13 protein-coding genes are annotated in these 17,552 nt (G+C 70.7%); 8 read left to right on the plus strand and 5 right to left on the minus strand.

Going from position 1 to position 17,552, the window contains the following annotated elements; genetic code table 11:
* The first annotated feature begins 12 nt into the window (after window positions 1-12).
* The 5 genes from ACFVXA_RS19655 (at window position 13) to ACFVXA_RS19675 (ending at window position 7,339) form a co-directional block, all read left to right on the plus strand.
* Window positions 13-2,343: a GH92 family glycosyl hydrolase gene (locus tag ACFVXA_RS19655; RefSeq protein WP_390025792.1), complete on the plus strand. Its 2,331-nt coding sequence runs from the start codon at window positions 13-15 to the stop codon at window positions 2,341-2,343.
* 183 nt (window positions 2,344-2,526) lie between these two features.
* Window positions 2,527-3,855, plus strand: coding sequence for a wax ester/triacylglycerol synthase family O-acyltransferase (locus ACFVXA_RS19660; RefSeq protein WP_390025794.1), 1,329 nt, complete (start codon window positions 2,527-2,529; stop codon window positions 3,853-3,855).
* Window positions 3,856-3,989: 134 nt separating this feature from the next.
* Window positions 3,990-5,513, plus strand: a complete 1,524-nt coding sequence (locus ACFVXA_RS19665; RefSeq protein WP_390025796.1) for an SDR family NAD(P)-dependent oxidoreductase — start codon at window positions 3,990-3,992, stop codon at window positions 5,511-5,513.
* 129 nt (window positions 5,514-5,642) lie between these two features.
* On the plus strand, window positions 5,643-6,305 hold the full coding sequence (locus ACFVXA_RS19670; RefSeq protein WP_390025798.1) for a hypothetical protein: 663 nt from the start codon (window positions 5,643-5,645) through the stop codon (window positions 6,303-6,305).
* Window positions 6,302-7,339: a hypothetical protein gene (locus tag ACFVXA_RS19675; RefSeq protein WP_390025800.1), complete on the plus strand. Its 1,038-nt coding sequence runs from the start codon at window positions 6,302-6,304 to the stop codon at window positions 7,337-7,339. Before ACFVXA_RS19670 ends, ACFVXA_RS19675 begins: the two co-directional genes overlap by 4 nt.
* Before the next feature lie 15 nt (window positions 7,340-7,354).
* On the opposite strand, the gene ACFVXA_RS19680 is transcribed toward ACFVXA_RS19675, so the two are convergent.
* The 4 genes from ACFVXA_RS19680 to ACFVXA_RS19695 form a co-directional block, all read right to left on the minus strand.
* Complete coding sequence (locus ACFVXA_RS19680; RefSeq protein WP_390025802.1) at window positions 7,355-8,995, minus strand: serine hydrolase; 1,641 nt, start codon at window positions 8,993-8,995, stop codon at window positions 7,355-7,357.
* A gap of 55 nt (window positions 8,996-9,050) precedes the next feature.
* Entirely contained in the window at window positions 9,051-9,857 is an 807-nt protein-coding gene (locus ACFVXA_RS19685; RefSeq protein ID WP_390025804.1) for an SDR family oxidoreductase, read from the minus strand.
* Between the two features lie 129 nt (window positions 9,858-9,986).
* Complete coding sequence (locus ACFVXA_RS19690; protein ID WP_390025806.1) at window positions 9,987-10,583, minus strand: HD domain-containing protein; 597 nt, start codon at window positions 10,581-10,583, stop codon at window positions 9,987-9,989.
* Window positions 10,584-10,679: 96 nt separating this feature from the next.
* On the minus strand, window positions 10,680-11,837 hold the full coding sequence (locus ACFVXA_RS19695; protein ID WP_384399034.1) for a permease: 1,158 nt from the start codon (window positions 11,835-11,837) through the stop codon (window positions 10,680-10,682).
* A gap of 421 nt (window positions 11,838-12,258) precedes the next feature.
* Here ACFVXA_RS19695 and ACFVXA_RS19700 point away from each other — a divergent pair, with 421 nt between their 5' ends.
* Window positions 12,259-12,435, plus strand: a complete 177-nt coding sequence (locus ACFVXA_RS19700) for a hypothetical protein (RefSeq protein WP_362023196.1) — start codon at window positions 12,259-12,261, stop codon at window positions 12,433-12,435.
* Between the two features lie 53 nt (window positions 12,436-12,488).
* Entirely contained in the window at window positions 12,489-12,971 is a 483-nt protein-coding gene (locus tag ACFVXA_RS19705; protein ID WP_384399032.1) for a GNAT family N-acetyltransferase, read from the plus strand.
* 181 nt (window positions 12,972-13,152) lie between these two features.
* Here the strand turns inward: ACFVXA_RS19705 and ACFVXA_RS19710 are convergent, their stop codons facing one another.
* Window positions 13,153-14,493: an amidase gene (locus tag ACFVXA_RS19710; RefSeq protein ID WP_390025809.1), complete on the minus strand. Its 1,341-nt coding sequence runs from the start codon at window positions 14,491-14,493 to the stop codon at window positions 13,153-13,155.
* A gap of 291 nt (window positions 14,494-14,784) precedes the next feature.
* Between ACFVXA_RS19710 and ACFVXA_RS19715 the strand changes: the two genes are divergently transcribed.
* The gene (locus ACFVXA_RS19715) at window positions 14,785-17,154 is read left to right on the plus strand and encodes an alpha-L-fucosidase (protein WP_390025811.1); all 2,370 of its coding nucleotides are present in this window, start codon (window positions 14,785-14,787) and stop codon (window positions 17,152-17,154) included.
* Window positions 17,155-17,552: the final 398 nt, after the last annotated feature.

Genomic DNA, 17,552 nt, shown 5'->3' on the forward strand with positions numbered 1-17,552 from the left:
GAGGTCTTCCGCATGAGATGGACCCGGCGCCTGCGCCTGTGCACGGCCGGGCTGGTGACGGCTTCCGCGCTGTTCGCCCTGCCCACCGCCCAGGCCGCCGAGCCGCGCACCGGTCAACTCACCGATCTGGTCAACCCGTTCATCGGAACGGAGAACGAGGGCAACACCTATCCCGGCGCCGCCGTGCCCTTCGGCATGGTGCAGCTCTCGCCGGACACCGGCCACAACACGGGCTACGACTACTCCCAGAACCACATCCGGGGCTTCTCCCTCGTCCATCTCTCGGGCGTCGGCTGCGGCATCGGCGGCGACCTGCCCGTGCTGCCCACGGTCGGTGACGTCACCCGGACGGACTACGCCCAGTACCAGGCCGAGTTCAGCCACGACTCCGAGCAGGCGAGCCCCGGCTACTACAAGGCCGGCCTGAAGACCGGCATCGACGCCGAACTGACGGCCACCGCGCGCACCGGCGTGCAGCGCTACACGTTCCCGGCCACGGACAAGGCCAATGTGCTGCTGAACGCCGGCCAGTCGCTGCACAAGACCCTCTCCACCAAGGTCGAGATCCTCGACAACCGGACCGTGCGCACGGCGATCACGGGCAGCGGCTTCTGCCGCGCCACGAAGCCGTACACCGTGTACACGATCACCCGCTTCGACCGGCCGTTCACGACCTCGGGCACCTGGAACGGCGACACCGTCATCGAGGGCTCCACGGAGTCCGTGAGCACCGGCCGGAACGGCGCCTTCGTCCGCTTCGACACCACCAAGGACCGTACGGTCGAGGCGACCACCGCCCTGTCGTACGTGGACGCCGGCGGCGCCGCCGGCAACCTGCGCTCCGAGGGTGGCCGTTCCTTCGACGCCGTCCGGGGCGACGCCCGGCGTGCCTGGGAGGACCGGCTCGACGACGTCCGGGCTCGAGGCGGCAGCGACAGCCTGCGCCGGACCTTCTACTCGTCGCTCTACCGGTCCTTCCTCGCGCCCAACATCGGCAGCGACGCCGACGGCCGCTACACCGGCTGGGACCTGAAGATCCACCGCGCGCAGGGCTTCACGTACTACCAGAACTGGTCGCTGTGGGACACCTACCGCACCCAGACGCAGCTGTTGTCCCTGCTCGCGCCGCGTGAGGCGCGGGACATGGCGATCTCCGTCATCAGGATCGACGAGGACGGTGGCTGGCTGCCCAAATGGGGCTACGGCACGGTCGAGACCAACATCATGACCGGCGACCCGGTCACCCCGTTCCTCACCAACGCCTACCAGCAGGGCCTGCTCAAGGGATACGAGGCGCGGGCCTACCGCGCGCTGAAGAAGAACGCGGACGGGGTGCCGCCCGCCGCCTCGCCGGCGGTGGGCCGCGAGGCCAACAGGGAGTACATCGCGAACGGCTTCGCGCCCTACATCAAGGGCCGTCCGCACACGAAGAAGGGCGACTCGGACTACGACCAAGGCGCCTCCACGACGCTGGAGTACGCCCTGTCGGACGCCATGCTCGGCGAGATGGCCCGGGACCTGGGCCATGACGCGGACGCCGCGCGCTATATCGCGCGGTCCCGGAACTACCGCACGCTCTACGACGGTTCGACCGGATTCTTCCGTGCGCGGGACGCCGCCGGCGCCTTCACCGGACCGGCGGACCCGGCCAAGAGCGAGGGCTTCCACGAGGGCACGTCCTGGCAGTACCAATGGCTCGTGCCGCAGGACCTGCCGGGCATGGTCGACCTCATCGGCGGCAAGCAGGCCGCCAACGACCGGCTCGACTCGTTCTTCGCGTACGACCAGCTGCTCAAGGACCCCGCGAAGACGGCCCGCGAGGTGTGGGTAGACGGCCCGTACGCCTACTACAACGCGGACAAGTACAACCCCCAGAACGAACCCGACCTGATCGCCCCGTACACCTATCTCTCGACCGGCCAGCCGTGGAAGACGACCGACGTGGTGCATGCCGCGTTGACGCTGTTCACGGACGCGCCGACCGGCATGACCGGCAACGACGACCTGGGCACGATGTCCGCCTGGAACGTCCTGTCGTCGATCGGGATCTTCCCGGTGCAGCCCGGCTACGACACCTGGGGCCTGTCGACGCCCGTCTTCGAGCGGGTCGACCTGACCCTCGACCGCCACTACTACCCGCGCGGCGAGCTGACGGTGACGGCCCCGGGCACCTCGGACGGTGACCGGTACATCCGGTCGGTCCACGTGGACGGATCGCCGTACGGCCGTACGTATGTGACCACCGAGGCGCTGCGAGGTCTGCGCTCGCTCGCGTTCACGGTCGGCTCGAAGCCGTCCGACTGGGGGACGTCCGCCGAGGCCGCGCCACCCGTCCTGAAGTGACCGGGGGACTGAGGCGCAGTTCGGACAGCCCTTCTGTCGCTTCAGTCCCTTGCGTCCCGCCCCTCCCACGAGGGGCGGGACTTAATCTGCTGTTAACTGTGTGTAGCTTGATCGTACTTGACCGTAATCGCTTGTCGGCGATTGACTGCTTGCCCCACCACCCGTCGTCGCGAGAGCAATCCTTTGACCTCTGATCACCTCGCACCACTCGACCTGGCGTTCTGGAACATCGAGTCCGCCCAACACCCCATGCACCTGGGGGCCCTCGGCGTCTTCGTGGCGCACTCGCCCACCGCGGGCGCGCACGCCGCCGACCTGCTGGCGGCCCGCGCGGCCGGGGTTCCCGGGCTGCGTATGCGCATCCGCGACGTGTGGCAGCCGCTCGACCCGTTCGCCTTCGGAAGCGCGGCCCGGGAGCCCGCCCCCGTCTTCGAGCCGCTCGACCACGTACGGCTGCACGCGCCGACCGCGGACTTCCACGCGGTCGCCGGCCGGCTGATGGAACGCCCGCTGGAACGGGGCCGCCCGCCATGGGAGGCGCACGTGCTGCCCGGCGAGGACGGTGTGTCGTTCGCCGTGCTGTTCAAGTTCCACCACGCACTGGCCGACGGGCTGCGGGCGCTGATGCTGGCCGCCGCCATCATGGACCCGATGGACATGCCGGAACCCCGCCCGCGGCCCGCGGAGCCGCCCCAGGGGCGCTTCCCGGACGTCCGCAAGCTGCCGGGCCTGGTCCGCGGCACCCTCTCCGACATGGGCCGCGCCCTCGACATCGGCACCTCCGTCGCCCGCGCGACCCTGGGCGTACGCTCCACGCCCGCCCTCACCTCCCAGCCCACCGGCACCCGGCGCACCGCGGGCGTCGTCCTCGACCTCGACGAGGTGCACCGCGTCCGCAAGACCGTCGGCGGCACCGTCAACGACGTCCTGATCGCCGTCGTCGCCGGCGCCCTGCGGAACTGGCTCGACGAACGCGGCGACGGCAGCGAGGGGGTCGCGCCCCGCGCCCTGATCCCCGTCTCCAGGCGCCGCCCGCGCACCGCGCACCCACAGGGCAACCGGCTCTCCGGCTACCTGATACACCTTCCCGTCGACGACCCGGACCCGCTCGGGCGGCTGCGGACGGTGCGTACGGCGATGGACCGCAACAAGGACGCGGGGCCCAACAGAGGAGCGGGCGCCGTGGCGCTGCTCGCCGACCACGTGCTGCCGCTCGGACACCGGCTCGGCGGCCCCGTCGTCGGCCAGGCGGCCCGGCTGCTGTTCGACATCCTCGTCACCAGCGTGCCGCTGCCCAGCCTCGGTCTGAAGCTCGGCGGCTGCCCGCTCGCCGAGGTCTATCCGTTCGCCCCGCTGGCCCGCGGGCAGGCGCTGGCGGTGGCCGTCTCCACGTACCGCGGGCGGGTCCACTACGGGCTCGTCGCCGACGCGAAGGCCGTGCCGGACCTCGATCGGCTGGCACGTGCGCTGTCCGAGGAGGTGGAGACGCTGATCGCCGCCTGCGGTTCCTGAGGGCCGCTGCCGGTGGTTCCGGAGGCCATTGATCATCTCGGGTTTGGTGCCGCGCACCATTGCTCCGTAAAATTCCGCCTTCGAAAGCGAGCGCGGTTCGAACGCGGCGCACAACCCGAGGAACGGCAACGGCGATGACGGTGACAGAGGACGGCCAGGCGGCACTCGCCGTGGACACGGCAGAGGACGACCGGGCGACTTCTGCCGTCGACGCGGCGGAGGTCTCGTACGGGCCCGGCATCGACCCCGAGCGGCTCGCCGTCTGCCTCGGCGTGCTCGACGAGCTGGAGAAGATCGACGTCGACCACCCCGACGCCATCGCCGTGCGCCGCGCCACCGCGGGCATCTACCGCTCGGTCAAGCAGCGCCGCCGCCAGGAGCGCCGGGCCGCCAAGACCGCGCACGACAAGGCGGTCACGGAGGCCACGGCGACCGGCTCCGCGCAGCGCATCGACGACGAGACCGAAGGCATCCTGCCGTCGTCGGTGACCGAGGCCGGCGAGATCGCCGGGATACTCCAGCGCCCGCGCTCCTGCTACACCTGCAAGACGCGGTACGTCGAGGTCGACTACTTCTACCACCAGCTCTGCCAGAACTGCGCCGCCGAGAACCGTTCCCGCCGCGACGCCCGCGCCGACCTCACCGGCAAGCGCGCACTGCTCACCGGCGGCCGCGCCAAGATCGGCATGTACATCGCGCTGCGCCTGCTGCGCGACGGCGCGCACACCACGATCACCACGCGCTTCCCGAACGACGCGATCCGCCGCTTCAAGGCCATGCCCGACAGCGACGAGTGGATCGGCCGGCTGAAGATCGTCGGCATCGACCTGCGCGACCCCGCCCAGGTCGTCGCCCTCGCCGACTCGGTCGCGGCCGAGGGCCCACTGGACATCCTGATCAACAACGCGGCCCAGACCGTACGCCGCTCCCCGGGGGCCTACAGCGAACTGCTCGCCGCCGAGTCGGGCCCGCTGCCCGCCGGTGAGCTGCCGCCCGCCGAGGTCATCGGCACCTTCGGCTCCGGCGCCGTCGCCGCGCTCCCCGTCTCCGGAGGCGGCGCGCTCACCGCCCAGGACGTGACCGACCTGGCCCTGGTGTCCGGCTCGGCCTCCCTGGAGCGGATCGCGGCCGGCACGGCCATCGACGCGGGCGGGCTCGTGCCCGACCTGCACGACACCAACAGCTGGATCCAGTCCGTCGAGGAGGTCACGCCGGTCGAGCTCCTCGAGGTCCAGCTCTGCAACTCGACGGCCCCCTTCATCCTGATCAGCCGTCTGCGGGCGGCGATGGCCGCCGCCGACGCCCGGCGCACCTACATCGTGAACGTCTCCGCGATGGAGGGCGTCTTCAACCGCGGCTACAAGGGCGCGGGCCATCCGCACACCAACATGGCCAAGGCCGCCCTGAACATGCTCACGCGCACCAGCGCCCAGGAGATGTTCGAGAAGGACCGCATCCTGATGACCGCCGTCGACACCGGCTGGATCACCGACGAGCGGCCGCACCCCGACAAGATGCGCCTGGCCGACGCAGGCTTCCACGCCCCGCTCGACCTCATCGACGGCGCGGCCCGCGTCTACGACCCGATCGTGCGCGGCGAGCAGGGCGAGGACCTGTACGGCGTCTTCATGAAGGACTACGCACCCGGCAAGTGGTAGGCCCGGCGAGCGGAGCACGGAGCGCACCCGCGTTCTGTGCTCCCCTCGTGCGCCCTTGCGCACGCCGCGTCATCCCGCCATCCTCTGGTTCCTGACGACGCTTCAGGACCGCCGAGTAGCATGGCACCCATGACCGAGTTGTTCGCGTTCATCCGCGACGCCATGTCCCGCTCGCACGACCCGGAAAAGATCATAGTGGCGGTATGCGAAAACGGCTGGCTGCGCGACCACCTGATGACCGCGGCAAAGGACAGGGCACTTCTCTCCGACACACTGTGCTATCGGCATCCCAATGGTTTCTACAAGATGAAGCTGCTTTCTCCGGGGGTCGATTCCTGGGCCCTGCGCGTTCATGTCTGGGACCGCCCCGTGCCGCAGTCGGATGTCCACGACCACCGGTGGGACTTCGCCTCGTACATCGTCTCCGGAGAACTGCTGGAAGCGCAATTCGCTCTCGACCGTGACGCCGGCTCGACGCCCCTCTTCGAATTGGCGAAGAACACGTCCGGCCAGTATCGCTACACCCCCGACGGAGTGGGCCGGATCCGCGAGACCTCCCGCACCCGGCGCGCGGCCGGTGAGTCGTACACGCTCGACCATCGCGTCCTGCACCGCGCCGATCCCAGCGCCGGATACCCCGTCATCACGGCCGTTCTGCAAGGCAGGGACCTGACGCGCACGACCACGGTCGTGCCCGCCGCGGAGCGGGCCGAGTCGACCACGGTCACCCGGCTCGGCACCGACGACATCGCGCGTCTCTTCGAATGGGTGGCAGAAAGGCTGGTCGCATGACCACTTCCGCTTCCGGTGCCGCGGACGGCGTCCGAATATTCGCCAAATACGCGCGTTTATGGGCCGTCGTCGTGATGCTGGCGTCCACCGTGGTGGGGGTTCTGCTCACTTTATGGGGTGTCTTCTTCGACCTGGACAAGGATCTCTCGACCGCCTTGGCGGCGATCGGTGAATCCGTCATCGCCTCGGTTCTCGTCTATGTGATGGTTTCGCTGTTCCTCGACCCCGTGCGTCAGCGCCTCCAGGCCCAGGAACTCGCCGGTTATGCGATCGGTGTCGCTCATTCCCAGTTCCAGGAGCGTTTCGAGGCGTCACTGCCGAGCGGAGTCTTCGAGTCGGCGGATGTACCGAAACTGGCATTTCGCGAGGCGTTCGAGACGCTCCTCGTCTCGTCCACCCGGTATGACAGCAAGGGCTCTGCCGCGGAGTTCGCCACCTTTCGTCTGGCCCTGGGCAGCCGCAAACGCGCTTTTCGCCGACTGGACCAGATCAGACTCTGCATCCTCGACCCGCGCGCCGAGGAGTGTCTGCGGGCCCATGTGAGCATGCGGCAGCGTGAGGAGAACAACACCGAGCCCCGGCAGACCATCGAGCAGGGCATCGAGGCCCTGCGGCAGCGCGTCTTCGTCTCCCTCGCCGCCCTGCACGACCTGCGCACCTCCCTCCCGACCCACGTCTATCTGCACCGTGATCTGCCCTTCTTCCGCTGCGAGATGTTCGACGGCGGCATGTTCCTCACCTACAACCTCGATGCCACGGAGTACCCCGAGAACCTGCAGTTCTCGTCGCGGACCCGCCCCTACCGCGCCTACCACACCAGTCTCGACATGACGCGGCGGTTCGCCGCGAAGGAGATCCGGTTCGGCTCGGACTCGGCGCTCGGAGTCGACTCGGACGAGCGGTTCCTCGATCTGCTGGCGGAACTGGGCTGCCGGACGCCGCTGGAGGAGCTGCGCACGGCCCGCGACGAGCGATTCCGGCGGTTCCGCGCGCAGTTGAGGGAGGCGGGGATCGACGAGGGGGACATCTTCTGAACGTGGGTTCAGCGGTCATGGCCGGGTGAAGGTGCCCAGACCGTCCTGGTTCCAGGCCTCGACGGTCACCTGCGCCGCCTTCGCGCCACCCGGACCGGCGGAACCGGGGGCGGCCTTGAAGCTGACCCCGGACAGCCCGGTCGCGTTCTCGCCGACCGTCCGGAAGCTGAACGTGTCGCCGTCGTAGTGCGTGAGCCGGAAGGCCATGTGCTTCGGCCCCAGACTCATGGTGAGTTCGCCGCTCTTGCCGGCCGTGACGGTGAGCGGCCCGTAGAAGGCGTTGTCGTACGTGCCCGTGTACGCGTCCGTGGAGCGGCCGGCCGCCGCGTTCCGCGGAATCTTCGTGTAGTCGGTGGGGGAGCGGCCCCGCTGGTCCTCCTGTCGGTACACCTGATCGAGCAGCGGGAGCCAGTCGGCCGTGGGCTTGCCGTACTGAGCGGTGTCGAAGAAGTCCAGCGCCACCGAGTCGGCGAGACCCACCGGTGCTCCGTTGGTGAGGACGGCGATGCCGAGCTGCTCGCCGGGCAGCATCGTCACGTTGGTGTTGGCGCCGAGCTCGAAGGCGCCGGAGTGGCTGAGGCGCAGGCGGCCCTGATCGTCGTAGCCGACGTTCCAGCCCAGGCCGTAGAAGCCGGCGCGGCCCGCCGGGGCGCGCGGGGGCTGGGCGACGATCTCGGGCAGGTGGGTGCGCTCCAGCGCAGCGGCGGGGATGAGCTGCCTGCCGTCGAGCCTTCCGTCCGCCAGCTGCAGACGCAGCCAGGTGCCCATGTCGCGGGCCGTGGAGCTCGCGCCGCCCGCGGGTGACTGGGCGTCGGCGTCACGGACGTACGTCGCCTGCCAGCTGCCGTCGGCGGCCTTCACATGGGTGGCCGCCTTGTCCTTGGCGTGGTCGTAGTCGGCGAAGCGGGAGCTGGTGGAGTTCATGCCGGCCGGGCCGTACAGCGTGTCCTCGGCGAGTTTCTCCCAGGTCGTGTCCTTGACGTTCGCGGCCGCCTGGCCCGCGGCGGTGACCCCGAAGTTCGTGTACGCGTAACTGGCCCGGAACGGCGTCAGCGGCTCGTACCGCAGATGGTCCAGTACGTAGGTGCGGTCGTAGCCGAGGTCCTCCAGCAGGTCACCGGCGTGGTCGGGCAGACCACTGCGGTGCGAGAAGAGGTCGGCGTACGTCACGTGCGCGGTGACCCAGGGGTCCTTGAGCGCGAAGCCGGGCAGATGGCCCGCGACGGGGTCGTCCCAGGCGATGGACTTGCCGCCGACCACGCCCGCGACCACCGTCGAGGCCAGCGGCTTGGACAGCGAGGCCAGCTCGAAGACGGTGTCCGGGTCGACAGCCGCGGACTGGCCCACGTGCCGCGCGCCGAAGCCCTTCAGATACACGACACGGTCCTTGTGGACGACGACCACCGCGACGCCGGGAACGCCCGTCTTCTTCATGGCGTCCCGGACGATGCCGTCGAGCTTGCCGACCGCGTCGTCCACCTTCGCCTGCGTGAGCTGGGGTGGCGGCTGGGGCGGTGGGGCCGCGGCCCCGGCCGCTCCGGCGGCGGCGTAGCCCGCGGAGAGGGAGGCGGCGCAGCCCGCGGTGAGCAGGGAGGCCACCGCGGCTGCCGTCAGCGCCGTCCTGCCGCGGTGCCTCGCTCGTCGCCGTACACCCATGGCCACCATTGAACGCGGGGGCGGGGGCTTTGTCCTGCCGAGCCCGCGGGGGCCGCTACGCCTCGGGAGTCCGTGTCCGCAGCCGCTCGTGGACCGCGTGGCCGGGGGAGCCCGGGTACGCGGCCCTGACCCGGGTGCCCCCGTCGACCAGCAGATCGGCACCGGTGATCCACTCGGCCGCGTCCGAGGCGAGCCACGTCACCGCCCGGGCGATGTCCTCGGGGCGCCCGATGCGGCCCAGCGGCAATGCGGTGCCCAGTTCGTCCTCGCCCGCCTCCCACACGAAGCGGGCCATCTCGGTGCGGACCAGGCCGGGGGAGACGGAGTTGACCCGCACGCGCGGGGCCAGTTCGCCCGCGAGCTGCCGGGTCAGGTGCAGCAGGGCGGCCTTGCTGGTGCCGTAGGCGCCCACGTGGGGCCCGACGTGGGTGGCGCCCTCCGTGCAGACGTTCACGACCGCGCCGCCGTGCTCGCCCATCCACGCCCGCCACGCGCACTGCACGAGCCGCAACGGCGCCTCGACGTTGAGCGTGAACGCCTCGCGCCAGCGGTCCGGGTCGGCCTCCATGAGAGGCCCGTACGGCTGATTGGTCGCCGCGTTGTTCACCACGATGTCGAGCCGCCCGAACGCGCTGAGTGCCAGCTCGGTCAGCTCCCGCGGATGCGCGGGGTCGGCGACGGAACCCGCGAGCCCCACGCCGCCGATCCGCTCGGCGGTCCGGGCCACCGCGTCCGGATCCCGAGCGGACACGCACACCCGTGCCCCGGCGTCGACGAGCGCCTCGGCCACGGCAAGGCCGATCCCGCGGGTGCCCCCGGTGACGATCGCGGCCCTGCCCTGGAGCCCGTACGGCGACATCATCCGCGTACGGTCTCATGACGGTCCGTCAGCCAACAGGCCTCGGGCGTAAGTCCGTCGGCCGACAGCCTCCAGGTGCGGGGGCCGTCGCGGGCATGCGTGCCGTCGTCGGTCCACAGCCCCCGGCCGTACTCACCTTCGGTCGACAGCGCCTGGCCATGAGTACCGTGAGTCCACGGCCCCCGGCCGCGAGTGCCGCGCCGCCACCAGTTCCAGGACCGTGCGCCAGTCCTCCATCACCCCGGCGCCCAGGCCGGCGACCTTGCCCGCGTCGTCCGCCTGTCGCAGCGTGACCGCGTCCTCGGCGAGTGGATCGTGCTCGAACGCGGCCGCCTCCCGCGGTGTCATCGTGCCGCCCTGCACGGTAAGGGTCAGCGCGCTCCGCGGGGACAGCCCGCGGCCCGGCGACGTCGTCGCCAGATAGCGCTTCGCCGCCACGTGCAGCCGTACGAGGCGGGAGACGCGTTCGCCGAGCAGCGGCCGTACCGCGTCGGCCGCGTGGTCCGCGTGCCCGGAGTCGTCGCCCGGCCTGAGCAGATGCCCGATGTCGTGCACCAGGCCCGCCACCTGGAGTTCCTTGTCGCTGGGATGACCGCGGCGCAGCAGCGCGGCGGTCTGCAGCGCGTGGTCGTGCAGATCGACCGGGTCGCCACCGCGGTCCGGGGTGTCCCACGCGCCCCGGCAGGCGTGCAGCAGATCCATCAGCTCCTCGACACTGCGCAGCTCCATGCGTCAGTCCTCCCGCGAGAAAGGCCGTTGCCGGGCGTCAGCAGATCATGGCCGCCTTGCGAATCGGCCAACGGGAACTGAACTGCACACCCGTGTTCAGTGGTGGCCGTGCCGGTCCGCCGGTTCCGGTGCCCCGTCCATCGTCCGCAGCATCGCCGCTCCTCCGGTGCGCACGAAGCGCCACACCAGGGTGGCCGCGAGCAGCAGGAAAGCGATGTTCAGCCAGGTCGTGTAGTTCCAGGAGACGCCTTCCGTGGGGATCTTCGCGTCGGCCTGGTCGGGGATGAGTCCCAGACCGCCGAAGACGAACTCCACGACGTATCCGGCGAGCACCATGGCCGTATAGAAGGTGACCAGGAGGAAGGCGGTCATCCGTGGCCCGTAGTACTTCCGGTAGATGTTCAGGATCGGCAGGATCAGCAGGTCGGCGAAGAGGAACGCGATCACGCCGCCGAAGCTGATGCCGCCCTTCCAGAGGACCACGGCGAGCGGCACGTTCCCGATGGAGCAGACGAACGAGGCGATCGCCACCAGCGGCCCGATGAGCGGCCCGACCAGCCTCGCGGCGAGCGGATGCCCGTCCAGGAAGAGGGAGCTCCAGAACGCGTCGGGCACCCAGGCCGCGATCGCGCCGGCGATCAGCAGGCCGATCACCAGGTCGCGCAGGATCGCCGCCCACTCCATGACGAAGACGTGCGCGACCGAGGTGAAGCCGTCGCCCGACAGCAGCCGCCGTACGAACGATCCTTCCCCCTGGACCGACATGTCCATGGCCGCGTGCGCCTCCATGGACCCGGCGATCCCGCGCTCCGCCTGCTCCCGCGCCTGCCGCAGCAGCCGCTCGCGCAGGAAGAGCCGGAAGAGCACGGCCAGCAGCACGATCATGACCGGCCCGCCGGTGAACTCGGCGAGGGTGAACTGCCAGCCCATCAACAGGGCGAGGATCACCCCGAGTTCGACCACGAGATTCGTCGAGGCGATCTCGAACGCCATCGCCGCCGTGAAGCTCGCGCCCCTGCGGAACAGTGAGCGGGCGAGGGCGACGGCCGCGTACGAGCAGGACGAGGACGCCGCCCCGAGCCCCGCGGCGAGCGCGAGCGTCCGCGGCCGGTCGTCGCCGAGCAGCCGGGCGACCGTCGCCCGCCGCACCACCGCCTGGACGACGGCGGACAGGGCGAACCCGAGGATCAGTGCCCAGGTGATCTCCCAGGCCATCGCCCCCGTGAGAGACAGAGCGTGCAGGACCGCGTGCATGGCTTCGACTCTCTCCCGGCCGTCGGGGTCGGGCATGGCCCGTGACAGATTCAGTGACCCTGCCCACAGTCGGTATTGAGCCGAATGGGTGGCGCCGAAGAGGGCATCGTGTTTCAAATCGTCGCAGATCGGGGCCTGATGGGCGCTCACCGACTTGCGAAGGTAACTTCCTGTTTTCGGCCCCATAGAGCGGGCACCCGCTCATTTGGTTAGTCTGTAGCGGACGGGCAGCTTTTCTGGGTTCCACCCACACCCACGGTCCGTCCCGGGACAAGCCGGTCACCACGGCCTGCTCTCATACGAGTTACCGGCGCCACCGCGTCCCTAACTGCCTTCGACTCAGACCCGAGCGGGCGTCAGGCGGCCGGCAGCAGACTGGCCCTGTACGTCCCGAGGGTGACCGACACATAAGGAGTGCGCGGTGACACCAGAGAAGACGAATCGCGATCAGCGCCCCAAGGAACGCATGGAGCGCGCCGGCCGCCGGACCGAGAAGAAGCTCGGCAGCCTCGACGTGTGGGCCAGGTCCGCCCCGATCCGCCTCGCGGGGTACGAGGACGACCTCGCCGAGCCCCACATCCTGCCCAGCGTCGACTGACCCGGCAGGAGCATCGCGATCGCTGATGGCATGGGCGTGCCAGACTCACGCCCATGCTGATCAGAGAAGCCGCGGCCGACGACTGGCCGCGGATTTGGCCTTTCTGGCACCGTATCGTCGCCGCCCGCGAGACCTACGCCTGGGACCCGGACACCTCCGAGGAGGCCGCCCGCGCCCTGTGGATGGGCCCGGGCAAGCGGGTCTACGTCGCCGAGGACGACACCGGCGCCGTCGTCGGCTCCGCCTATGTCGCCCCCAACTACGGCGGGCCCGCCGCGCGGATCGCCAACGCCGGCTTCATGGTCGACCCGGAGCGGTCCGGACGCGGCGTCGGCCGTGCGCTCGCCGAGCACATCCTCACCGCGGCGCGGGCCGACGGCTACCGGGGAATGGTGTTCAACGCGGTCGTCGAGACCAACCCCGCCGTCAAGCTGTGGAGTTCGCTCGGCTTCACGATCCTCGGCACCGTGCCGGACGCGTACGAGCATGCCCGGCACGGGCTGGTGGGGCTGCACATCATGTACAGGGCGCTGTAGCTCCGCCGGGCGGCCGCTGGGGGTGGCGTGGTCGTGGTTCTCCGGCTGGGGTTGTGGGGTGGCGTGGTCGTGGTTCCCCGGCTGGGGTTGTGGGGTTCTGTGGTCGTGGTTCACCCGCTGCGTCTGCGGGGTTCCGTGGTCGTGGTTCACCCCTGCCGCTGTGGAGCGCTGTCGCAGCGGCTCATTCCAATGGCGCCGTGCGCCGCCACGGCCGCAGCTCCTCCAGCTGTCCCGCGAGATCGAGGAGGGCCGGCTCGGAGCCGGGGCGCCCGACCAGCTGGACGGCGCAGGGCGCGCCGCCCGGCAGCGTTCCGAACGGCACCGACAGCGCGGGCCAGCCGGTGAGGTTCCACGGTGGGGTCATCGGCGAATACGCGGAGTTGGCCAGCAGATTGCGCAGCCAGCCCCGCTCGTGCCAGGCCGCGGCGGCCGGACCGCGCCGGGCGAGGGCCGGAGTGAGCAGCACGTCGTGCGCCGCGAAGAACGGCTCCAGGCGGCGGCGCAACTGCTCACGGCGGTCGCCGTCGCGCACCGAGCGCACGAAGCGGCGCCCCACGGCGGCGTGCACGCGGGTGCGCCGGGTGAGCCTGCGCCGGTCCAGATCCTCGGCGTCCACGGCGGTGCCCGCCGTCCAGTGCGCCAGCGACGTCGTGCTCAGCCACAGGGGGTACGGCGGATCGGCGCGCCGCACCTCGTGGCCCGCCCGGGCGAGCAGGCCGGCGGCCTCCCGGGCGGCGTTCGTATACGGACGGCTGACCCGGACACAGGCAAGCGGACTGCGCACGGAGACGGCCACCTTCCGGGTGACGGCGCCCAGCGGGCGCAGCGGCTCGATGTCCGCCAGGACCGACAGCATCAGCCGCGCGTCCTCGGCGGTGGTCGCGAGCGGCCCGTTCTCCGACATGCCGAACCAGTCGCCGTGACCGATGCCGGCCGGGACCGTGCCATGGCCCGGCTTCAGACCGATGAGGCCGCAGTTGGCGGCAGGGATGCGCAGCGAGCCCATTCCGTCGTTGCCGAGCGCGATCGGCACCATCCCGGCGGCGACCGCCGCCGCGCTGCCGCCCGAGGAGCCACCCGCCGTGCGGGAGAGGTCCCACGGGTTGCGGGCGGTGCCGTGTACGCCGTCCGTGGTGCCGAAGACACACAGCTCCGGCACGTTCGTCAGACCCACGACCACGGCGCCCGCCGCGCGCAGCCGCGCCACGGTCACGTGGTCGTGGTCGGCCGGCGTGTCCGGGCTCGCGGCGGAGCCGTTGCGGTTCGACTCGCCGCGCACCGGGAGGTTGTCCTTGACCGCCACGGGCACGCCCGCGAGGGGGAGCGCGCCGAGGTCCCGCGAGGCGAGCTCGTCGGCCTCCGCGAGGGCGGCCTCCGCGCGCAGGGTGCGGAAGGCGCCGACGCGGTGGTCGAGCCGCTCGATCCGTGCGAGGTGATCGGCCACCACCTCGCGGGGTGTGGCCCGCTTCTCGCGGACGGCTGCGGCGATCTCGGCGGCGGTCCGGCCGACCCAGGTGGTCACGGGCGCTCCTTGTCGTGCGGTCGCTCGATCGTGTTCGGTCCACTCGATCGTGTTCGGTCGTACTCGTGAGTAGTACGGGAGCACTCTGCCGGGAGGCGGGGGGCCGCGTCGAGAGCTGCCTGCCTGAGACATGCGGTCGGGTCCTCCTGGACTTTCGCGCGGAGGCCGCCCGGTGGCGCCGCGGATCGGGGAGATCATCCGATCACTGACTCAACTCGTATACGCGCACGCCCCGTTGACAGCCTTTGAAGGCGGATCAATCATCAGACATCCGATGAATGGGAGCCGCTCATGAGCATGCAACCAAGACGTCACGTACTGGGGGCCGCGGCCGGAGTCGCCGTCGCGGCCACCCTGCCCCTCGCCGCCACGGCCGAGGCGCGGGCCGACGCCACGGCGGAGGCGCCCGTCGGCGCCGCCGGTGAGCCGCAGGGCCAGTGGGTGCCCGTCCCCGACCCGATACCCGTGCCGCTCGACGCCTACGTCGACAACGACGGCGTCGACACCGCCGGAGCCCGTGGCGGGAACTTCGACGGCTCGGGGTACACCTTCCCGGGCGAGGAACTGCCCGCCGGACACGTGGAGGTCGACGGGATCGCCTTCCTCTTCCCCTCGTCCGCCGCGGGCGCCAAGAACAACGTGGTGGCGCTGGGCCAGCGCATCGACCTGCCCAAGGGCCGTTACCTGTCCGCCCTGTTCCTCACCGCGGGCAGCTACGGCGACGCCTCCGGCAAGGCCACCGTCCACTATGCCGACGGCTCGACGACGACCGCCGGGCTGGGCGGCGCGGACTGGTACGCGGCGGGCGGTTCACTGTCGGCGCCGTACCGCTACACGCCGGACGGCACCAAGGACGAGCATCGCGTCGGCATCGGCACGGCGGAGGTCTGGATCGACCCGCAGCGCGAGGCGGTCGCCCTCACCCTGCCGACCACCAACCCGGCCGAGGCGAACAAGTCGTCCCTGCACATATTCGCCCTGTCGCTCCAGCCGGCAGCCCAGGGACGGGCGTTGGCGCTGCGGGACGCGCACTCCACCTTCTCCCTCCTGGAGTCGAGCGGCGCCCAGAGCGTGGAGGCCACTGTCGTCAACGCGGGCACGGTCGCCGTCCTGGCCGGTGACCGCGTGTCCGTCGGCGTCGACGTACCCGGCGCCCGCACCGTCGAGCCCGCGCCCGTGACGCGCCTCGACCCCGGCGAGCAGTCCCGTGTGCGGGTCGGCATCCGCAACCGCGTGGGCACGGCGGCAGGCACCGCACAGGACGGCACGGTGGTCGTGACGGGACGTGGCGAGCAAGTCACCTCCACAGGCCGCAAGTTGACCCTGGGAATCCCCGACTACCAGCCCACGGAGGAGTCCCTCTCCGGGCACCAGGCCCCGTACTGGTTCCACCGCGCCAAGTTCGGCATCTTCATCCACTGGGGCGTCTACTCCGTGCCCGCCTGGTCACCGGTCGGCAAGCAGTACGCCGAGTGGTACTGGAACCACCTGCAGAGCCCGGACAATGCCGTGTTCGCCTACCACCGGGAGAAGTACGGCGAGGACTTCGCCTACGACGACTTCATCCCGCTGTTCACGGCGAAGAAATTCGACCCGCGGGCGTGGGTGGAGCTCTTCCGGGACGCCGGCGCCCAGTACCACGTCCTGACCTCGAAACACCACGAGGGATTCGCCCTCTGGGACACCAAGGTCGCCGACCGCAACGCCGTGAAGATGGGCCCGAAGAGGGATCTGATCCGCGAACTCTTCGATGCCTCCAAGCAGTTCACGCCGGAGCTGCATCGCGGCCTCTACTTCTCCATGCCCGAGTGGTTCAACCCCGACAACCCCTGGATGGGCCACGCCCCGCGCAATCCGTACACCCAGGAGCCGGTCCCGTACACCGGATACACCGCGGGCAAGGACTATGTGAAGGACTATCAGGCCCCGCAGATGCTGGAGCTGATCCACGGCTACGACCCGTCCGTGCTGTGGTGCGACATCGGCGGGGCGAACGACAGCGTCCACGTGCTCGCCGAGTACTTCAACCACGGCAAGAACCGGCGCAAGCCGTACGAGGTGACCGTCAACAACCGCGCCGGCATCGGCTTCCACGACTTCACGACCCCCGAGTACACGACGTACGAGAACACCGTCGTCGCGAAGTGGGAGTCCAGCCGCGGTCTCGACCCGTTCAGCTACGGCTACAACCAGGCGACGCCCGACGCCGCCTACATGACCGCCGAGGAGGTGGTCCGCAGCCTGGTCGACATCGTGTCGAAGAACGGCAACTTCCTGCTCGACATCGGCCCGCGCGCCGACGGCACCATCCCGGAGATCATGCAGACCCGGCTGCGCGAGACCGGCCGGTGGCTGAAGACGAACGGCGAGGCGATCTACGACACGACGTACTGGTCGCGCATGGCCCAGCTCGGCGAGGACCTGCGGTTCACGGTCCGGCAGAACAAGGCCTTCTACATCCACTCGCTGACCGCGCCGGGCGCCAAACTGACCGTCGAGGCACCGGTACCGATCCGCACCGGCGACAAGGTCACGATGCTCGGCCACGACCGGCCGCTGACCTGGACGGTGCACAACGGTTCGCTGGTCGTCGACGTACCGGAGGCGGCCCGTAAGGCCGGGCAGTACGTGTGGGTGTTCAAAGTGGAGTGGCACGGCTGAACGCACCACCCTGGTCCCGGTCGACCGGCGTCGTGGCGGCCCCGACGCGGCTCGCGACGCCGGTCCCGGCGGCGGCACAAGCGCGGACGACGGCGCGGGAGGGGGCCCGCCCGCGCCGTCCACCGACGCGGCCCCGGGCCCGTGCCCGCTGGTGCGGGATCCGCCCGCGTCGGCTGGTGCGGGATCCGCCCGTGCCTGCTGCCTGCTGGTGCGGGACCGGCCCGTGCCGAGCGTCGGTCCGTGCGTCGTCCCGCACTCGGCGGTAGGCGGCCACCGCCTCACCTCCGATGTCCGGCTTCTCCTCCCGGAGCCGCCCATTCGAGCGTCACCTTCCGGGCCGCCTTCGAGGACGCCTTGCCCAGCACGGCCGGCAACCGTCCCGTATCGAGGGAGGCACC

Origin of the sequence: Streptomyces sp. NPDC058246, assembly GCF_042881985.1 — a bacterium.
Taxonomy (GTDB): Bacteria; Actinomycetota; Actinomycetes; order Streptomycetales; family Streptomycetaceae; genus Streptomyces.